This window comes from Scytonema sp. UIC 10036, assembly GCF_009725235.1.
This window is the reverse complement of the sequence record NZ_WJFC01000089.1, coordinates 41,781-48,421: the sequence shown is the minus strand read 5'-3', so window position 1 is coordinate 48,421 and position 6,641 is coordinate 41,781. Positions and strand designations below refer to the sequence as shown.

Annotated in this window: 7 protein-coding genes; 6 read left to right on the top strand and 1 reads right to left on the bottom strand. The window is 48.3% G+C overall.

Annotated elements, in window-relative coordinates; all coding sequences use genetic code 11:
- Positions 1-291: 291 nt before the first annotated feature.
- On the top strand, positions 292-756 hold the full coding sequence (locus F7734_RS62330; RefSeq protein WP_207714277.1) for a hypothetical protein: 465 nt from the start codon (positions 292-294) through the stop codon (positions 754-756).
- A 141-nt stretch (positions 757-897) separates the two neighbouring features.
- Here the strand turns inward: F7734_RS62330 and F7734_RS33165 are convergent, their stop codons facing one another.
- Positions 898-1,428: a hypothetical protein gene (locus F7734_RS33165; protein WP_137986191.1), complete on the bottom strand. Its 531-nt coding sequence runs from the start codon at positions 1,426-1,428 to the stop codon at positions 898-900.
- A 577-nt stretch (positions 1,429-2,005) separates the two neighbouring features.
- Between F7734_RS33165 and F7734_RS33160 the strand changes: the two genes are divergently transcribed.
- The 5 genes from F7734_RS33160 (at position 2,006) to F7734_RS33140 (ending at position 6,639) form a co-directional block, all read left to right on the top strand.
- A complete protein-coding gene (locus tag F7734_RS33160; RefSeq protein ID WP_155748799.1) occupies positions 2,006-2,623 on the top strand; it encodes a hypothetical protein in 618 nt (205 codons plus the stop codon).
- Between the two features lie 113 nt (positions 2,624-2,736).
- On the top strand, positions 2,737-3,153 hold the full coding sequence (locus F7734_RS33155; protein ID WP_155748798.1) for a hypothetical protein: 417 nt from the start codon (positions 2,737-2,739) through the stop codon (positions 3,151-3,153).
- A 10-nt stretch (positions 3,154-3,163) separates the two neighbouring features.
- Positions 3,164-3,553: a hypothetical protein gene (locus F7734_RS33150; protein WP_155748797.1), complete on the top strand. Its 390-nt coding sequence runs from the start codon at positions 3,164-3,166 to the stop codon at positions 3,551-3,553.
- Positions 3,550-5,664: an alpha/beta hydrolase gene (locus tag F7734_RS33145; protein WP_155748796.1), complete on the top strand. Its 2,115-nt coding sequence runs from the start codon at positions 3,550-3,552 to the stop codon at positions 5,662-5,664. Before F7734_RS33150 ends, F7734_RS33145 begins: the two co-directional genes overlap by 4 nt.
- A 30-nt stretch (positions 5,665-5,694) precedes the next feature.
- Positions 5,695-6,639 carry an ABC transporter ATP-binding protein gene (locus F7734_RS33140; protein ID WP_155748795.1) on the top strand — a complete coding sequence of 315 codons (945 nt, stop codon included), beginning with the start codon at positions 5,695-5,697 and terminating at the stop codon, positions 6,637-6,639.
- Positions 6,640-6,641: the final 2 nt, after the last annotated feature.

Sequence of the window (6,641 nt, the reverse complement as noted above, 5' to 3'; positions counted from 1 at the left end):
TTACCCCCCTTAATCCCCCCTTATAAAGGGGGGAAACAGGAAATTTATTTTCCTCCCCTTTATAAGGGGAGGTTAGGAGGGGTAAAAATAATGTGCAGCTTCATATTAAATTGGTATAAGTAGCTTATCTTATTTAAGTAACGTTTGATAGATTGCTTACGAATTACTATCTGATTTCTTTAAATTAAATAGAACGGCTGTTTAAAAATACATTGCTTATTTAATTGAATTAACAGGAATTAGAACTTGGAATGCAAGGGTGGTACATTGATCTTCCTCAATGTTTCTATTATGATTCCCCTGTTAGTCAATGCCCGCTGTAGTATTTATCCCAAGGGTAGCGACCGAGCTTCCTGGTACGGTTCCTGCACCTTTTCTCAACGGCAAGGGTTTGTGGGTATTCAACTGGAAAATGGTCATCGTTATGAGCTAAGACCGACAGGACAACCCAATAAGTATCGCGATCAAAATGGTCGTCCGGCTCATCGGGAAACAGTTGATGACCTTCAGCAAGCTTATCGCCTCGCCAATGAATCCATCTTTGTTACTTTTGATGGGGCTTCAAATGGACAGGGTTCAGGGAATACTGTTAACAGGGTTCCGGTTCGCCAGCCTGCTGCGGGTACTTCTGTCTCTCAGCTGCGCGATCTAGTGGGTGTCAGAGCAGGACAGGCAGAAAACACAATCAGACGACGAGGCTATCGGTTTGTCAAAAGCTCTCCTTCTGATGATTCCGCAAAACCAACTACTGCGTGACTATTCGCACGAAGCAAGGGCGCTATCAGTCGATTGTTTACGCAGGCAATTCGTTTGATTGTCAAAACTAATATATGCGCGATCGCACTCCCTATAAGTTCTGCTAAATCGCAGGCTGCGATCGCAATGACTAGCCTTTGACTAACGACCTTCTCTCACGCGAATTCTCTGACTGGGACAACGCCAACGCTGAGCATTATTTCTCCCGACATCAACACATCCCTGTTCTCGCATAGCATCATCAGAAATACCATTTGGCTTATTAAACCGCCAACGTCCTCGGTCATCGGGTCCTGACACTGCTTGTATAGAGCGTCTGTTTCTACTCCATCCTCGATCGTATGTATTATATCTGTCTCTATCATTCGTATATACTTTAATTCTTTGACTGGGACAACGCCAACGTTGGGCATTATTTCTCCCGACATCAACACATCCCTGTTCTCGCATAGCATCATCAGAGATACCACTTGGTTTATTAAACCGCCAACGTCCTTGCTCGTCCGGTCCTGATACTGCTCGTATAGAGCGTCGTTCTCTTTGAGAGATTAGTAAAGGATTTGCAATAGATTGCACGTTCTGTGCTGAAACAAGCAATTCAGGTGTTCCTAAATATCCGAAAGATGCAAATATTGGTAGGATAGCAAGAATTCGTTTGTAATACATTTTCATCGAAAAACCTCTGGAAGCGTGGAAACCAAAGCCCCCTCTCTTAATAGCGGGATGCTGACAGTTAACAAAGTGACGGTTGATATTTGAAATTTTTCCGTATAATGATATTACCATACACTCCCTAAAAAAATTCTTAAAAAATTCCTTAACCAGCAAGAATATTGAATGTTTTAAACTTGATGATTCCAGTTTTTGTCAACACAATCGCGCACGAGCTACTTATAAATGTTGGTATATGCTAAAGCTAATTCACTGTAATTCGCTTAACTGATTTATCTGCATTTAAAGGTGTTTGCTTGGCTATCAAAATGCTTCCGTTTGCTTCCATTGCCAAAGCTACAGAATATACACGAGTGTTCTCGGATAATTTGATGACAAGTTAGGTTAACTGATTTATCTGCACTTGAAGTAAATAGGAAAATATGAGACATTTAAAGCTATCTAAAAATTTGGAGCTTATTTTAATTTAGAGTAATCATAAAAACTTCTCGGATAAAATTTGTAGTTGTTGCTTTTTATCAAGTAGGGGTTGTAGATTTGATGGCTCAACCTCAACTCCAGTGGAGATGTTTTAGCCATGAAATTATTAACAAATTCAGTTTTAGCGATCGCCCTCCTGATAGCTTCGCTGAGTGTTTCCATAAAAGCTAAGGCGGATACCGTTAATGCCCGTTGCAGTGTGTATCCCAAAGGAGAGGATCGGGCTTCCTGGTATGGGTCTTGTACCTTCTCTCAACGACAAGGTTTTATAGGGATTAAATTGCAAAATGGCAGACGCTACGATTTGCGCCCTGTTAGAAATCGCCCCAATCAGTATCGGGATCAAAATAGTCGTTCTGCTTATCGAGAAATGGACGGAGATCGACAGATTTATCGCCTTGCCCGTGAGTCTGTTTATGTCACGTTTGATACTTCTGCAGGTAATTCAGGTAATCCAGAGAACAGCGGTGGCGCTCAACCCAGCGCTGGTACTCCCGTCTCTAGCTTACGAGATCTAGTCGGAGCCAGGGCAGGACAAGCAGAGAACGTCGTCACGCAACGAGGTTACCGCTTTGTTAAAAGCAATACTGGTGGTAATTCGGTCTACAGCCAATGGCTCGAAGGTCGCACCAACTACTGTGTCACGATCCGCACGATAGATGGGCGTTACCAGTCGATCGTCTACGCGGGTGGTTCATTTGATTGTCAAAACTAGTGCAATAGGGCGGAAGTAGAAAGGTAAATCTCAACTGCAAATTTACTTCCGGCAAAGTGCATCAGTAAGCTCTGGAACAAGTAATCCTATTTATTTTAATAAGGTGTAAAATCATGACTAATCAACGACCGACTGGCGTCACCATTCTTGCTGTATTGCAATTTCTGGGTGGCATTTTAAGCCTGTTATTCGGTGTATCTGGACTCTTCTTTGGAGGACTGATTGTTGCGGCAGGAGGCAGTCAACCAGCAGGCGAAGCTGCCACGATGGGTCCCATTTTACTGGGTGCTAGCATTGGCGCGTTAATTAGCGGCACTATCGGCTTGATTGCAGGGTTTGGTCTGTTTACGCTGAAGGGCTGGGGCTGGATGCTGGCGAGCGTGTTTTCCATTTTGAACATCCTTAACAACCTGGTTTCCCTTTTCCAAGGAGCGAATGTAGCTGGGGCCATTGTAGGTATCGTTATTTCCGGGCTCATTCTCTACTACCTGAATCAGAGTAATGTGAAGAGAGCGTTTGGTAAGGCTTAGGTGAATCATCATGGCTTACCAAAAGGGGCAACCGCAACAGTTTGTTGTTGCTGCAACAATAATTCTGATTGCCAGCCATTCTACCATCGCAACAGCCAATCCACTGGAAACAACACCGATTCAAGTTGGACAAACTAGTTTGATTGGGCAATGTCGTCGAACTACTACTGATTACACAGGTGTGTTTAAAGCAGCCGCAGATACGATGGGCACTCGTGTCGCTGCACTGAGAGCCGGGACAGTGGTGCGGCTGGCTGATAACGGGAATGGACGGGGTTGGATCAAAATTGATGCTCCCAGGGAAGGTTATCTGGAAGCGAAGTATTTGGCAGCGATCCCTTGCCCCGCTAGTTTAAATCAGCAACCGACTGTTCCGTCAAGTCCTCACCCATCACCATGAAACGCCTATATCGGCTGCTTTTACTTTTTGGCATGGCGATCGCCCTCACGGTGCTGCCCGCTCTGCCGCTCTGGAGTCAATCCTCAAAACCTGCGACAACTTCTGCAAAACCCGTCGCCGTCGCAACCAATAGTATCTACACAAAGGTGTCCTGCGACCAAGTGAGCACAGTTCCCGGTGAGAACAAGCAGGATGCTCCGCAGACTAACAGTCTGTTTGCTCCGGGAACTCAAGAAGGCAAAGACTACGAGTGTGGTTACCTGACCGTGCCAGAAGTTCACAGTCAGCCCCAGGGCAAGCAGATTCAAGTGGCGATTGCGATCGTCAAAAGTACCAACCCCCAGCCGAGTGAACCGTTGATTCTCTTTCAGGGCGGACCGGGTGGCTCCAGTCTGGACATCTTCCCCGCCTTGTTGTCATCCCCTACTGATCCGTCAGTGCAAAAATTGCGGGCACAGCGGGATTTGATTGCCTTTGAAAAGCGGGGAAATCGTTACTCCAAACCGCCATTAAACTGCCCAGAGTACCAGGAATTGGATTCTGAAGACACGCCCGAGGACAAAGCCAAGGAACTGGCGAGTCTCAAAGCCTGCCGCGATCGCCTCACCCGTGAAGGAGTGAATCTAGCCGCCTTTAACAGCGTGGAAAGTGCCTATGATGTGGCGGCTTTGGCGAAAGCATTGGGGTACAAGCGGGTCAACCTCTATGGCGTGTCCTACGGCACAGAACTGGTGCAGAATGTGATGCGGCAACATCCTAACATTATCCGCAGTGTAATTCTGGATGGGATTGTACCGGTCGAACCCAGTCTCGAATCGCAATATGGCGTGATTCTAAATCGACTGATTACCCAAGTGGATGCCGCCTGCGCTGCCGATCCCGACTGTAAAGCCCTCTATCCCGATGTCAAAGGTACCTTTATCGCCGCCCACGATCGCCTGAAGCAAACGCCAGGGTCTGTCAAATTTGTCACCACCAAGGGACAAATCAAGACCCTCAAGGTCACTGCCGATGACTTTACGTCTGTCCTGTTTCAGATGGCATACAGTAGCGGTGCGCCCTTTGTGCTGCCGGCCCTGATTGACCAGGCCAAGGAGGGTAACTTTACCTTGTTAGCACCGGTTCTCTACCTGGCGCTGCTGACAGGCGGGGGGACTACCCAGGGAACTTACTATTCTGTGAAATGTTCTGAAGATGTTCCCTATGCGGGTACTCTGGAGGTCAAAGGGCTGCCGACCTTCGCGCAGGATTGGGGCAGCAAGCAACTGAAATCAGAAGTTGATAAATGTAAAGTGTGGGCTGTTCCCGCCCTTGACCCATCTGCCCGCAAACCCATAATTAGCGATACTCCAGCATTACTGCTGAATGGTCACTTTGACCCGGTTACACCGCCAATTTTTGGTCAATCGGTCGCGAAAGGCTTGCGGAATCATTTATTCGTTGAGTTTCCCGCGAATGGGCATGGCGCGATCGGTACTCCCTGCGCCCACTCGCTCGTGGCAGAGTTTCTGGCAAATCCTAACCAAGCTCCAAACACCGCCTGTGTCAACGAGCAAAAGGTGCAGTTTATCACTGAGAAAAATACCCTGATTGCGCCGGGAACCCGCTGGCTCGGACAATCGTTCTTCGATTTAAGCTGGCAGGCGATTCTTCGGCGGGTGGTGCTGCTGTTGGTGTTGATCCTGTTTCCTGTTGTCTGGCTGGGGATGATGCTGGTGGCATGGCTGCACCGGAGAAGGAGTGGCAAACCTTCGGCTCCGGTTCCGGTTGGCGCACGCTGGGCATCCTGGCTGGGTGTGCTGCTGTCAGTCCTCAGTCTGGGCTGGATTCTAGCTCAGGGGTTGGCAATGGGCGCAACGCTGTTATCTGGACATGGCGACTATGGCTTTGAGCAGCTTTTAATAGGCATCGAGCGCAAATATGCCTGGATCTATTTCCTTCCCATTGGTATTGCCCTGCTGTCGATCGGGATGCTGGTTTTTGCCATCCTGTCCTGGAAGCAAACCTACTGGGGCAAAGCCCGTCGCTTTTACTACTCCTTCACCGCAGGGGTGGCGATCGTCTACACCCTGCTCCTGGCAGCGGCAGGACAATTAACCGTGTTTTTGTAAGGTGCGATCGTTTCAGTTGGAGCGCAACCCATGATTACCACTCTTCCGTCCACACCGATTCAAATTCGCGACCTGAGTAAAACCTATTCCAACGGTCACAAAGCTCTGAGTGGTGTGAATCTGGACATTCCGATGGGAATGTTTGGTTTGTTGGGACCCAATGGAGCTGGAAAGTCCAGCCTGATGCGAACGATCGGCACCCTCCAGGAAGCGGACTCAGGTACAATTCAATGGGGGAACATTAATGTACTGGAAGAGAAGATTCGGGTACGCCAGGTGTTGGGCTATCTGCCGCAGAACTTTGGGGTCTATCCAGACATTTCAGCCGAGAACCTGCTGAACCATTTTGCGGCTTTGAAAGGCATCACCAATGGCAAGGAACGGAAAGCGTTAGTCAACTATCTGCTCCAACAGGTGAATCTCTATGAAGCCCGCGATCGTGCTGTCAGTGGCTTTTCCGGTGGAATGCGGCAACGGTTTGGCATCGCTCAGGCACTCTTGGGCGATCCCCATCTGGTGATTGTGGATGAACCCACCGCTGGATTAGATCCTGCCGAACGGGTGCGCTTTCTCAACCTACTGAGTGAGATTTCCCAACGGGCTGCCATTATCCTTTCCACTCATATTGTGGACGATGTGAGTGAATTGTGTCCCCACATGGCAGTGCTAACAGAAGGTAGCATTCGCGTCACCGGACAGCCAATGGAGTTAATGCAGCAACTCTCCGGTAAGGTCTGGCGGATTCGATTAAATCGGGATGAACTCCCGATTTACGAGAAGAAGTTTCAGATACTGTCCACCCGCTTTTTTATGGGTGACATCATTGCGCGAATCTATAGCGAATCTGATCCTGGTGCAGGCTTTGAATCGGTGGAACCCAACCTGGAAGACGTTTACTTCTGTGTCATGAAAAGCGTGGTCGCGTTGCAACCCCGTGCCCTGACTGAACCTCCGTTGACTGTCAATCAACCCTAGAT

Excerpts from the sequence above, each read along its gene's own strand:
- F7734_RS33145 (WP_155748796.1), top strand. The coding sequence starts at position 3,550 with ATGAAACGCCTATATCGGCTGCTTTTACTTTTTGGCATGGCGATCGCC.
- F7734_RS62330 (WP_207714277.1), top strand. The coding sequence starts at position 292 with ATGATTCCCCTGTTAGTCAATGCCCGCTGTAGTATTTATCCCAAGGGT.
- F7734_RS33155 (WP_155748798.1), top strand. The coding sequence starts at position 2,737 with ATGACTAATCAACGACCGACTGGCGTCACCATTCTTGCTGTATTGCAA.
- F7734_RS33165 (WP_137986191.1), bottom strand. The coding sequence starts at position 1,428 with ATGAAAATGTATTACAAACGAATTCTTGCTATCCTACCAATATTTGCA.
- F7734_RS33140 (WP_155748795.1), top strand. The coding sequence starts at position 5,695 with ATGATTACCACTCTTCCGTCCACACCGATTCAAATTCGCGACCTGAGT.
- F7734_RS33160 (WP_155748799.1), top strand. The coding sequence starts at position 2,006 with ATGAAATTATTAACAAATTCAGTTTTAGCGATCGCCCTCCTGATAGCT.
- F7734_RS33150 (WP_155748797.1), top strand. The coding sequence starts at position 3,164 with ATGGCTTACCAAAAGGGGCAACCGCAACAGTTTGTTGTTGCTGCAACA.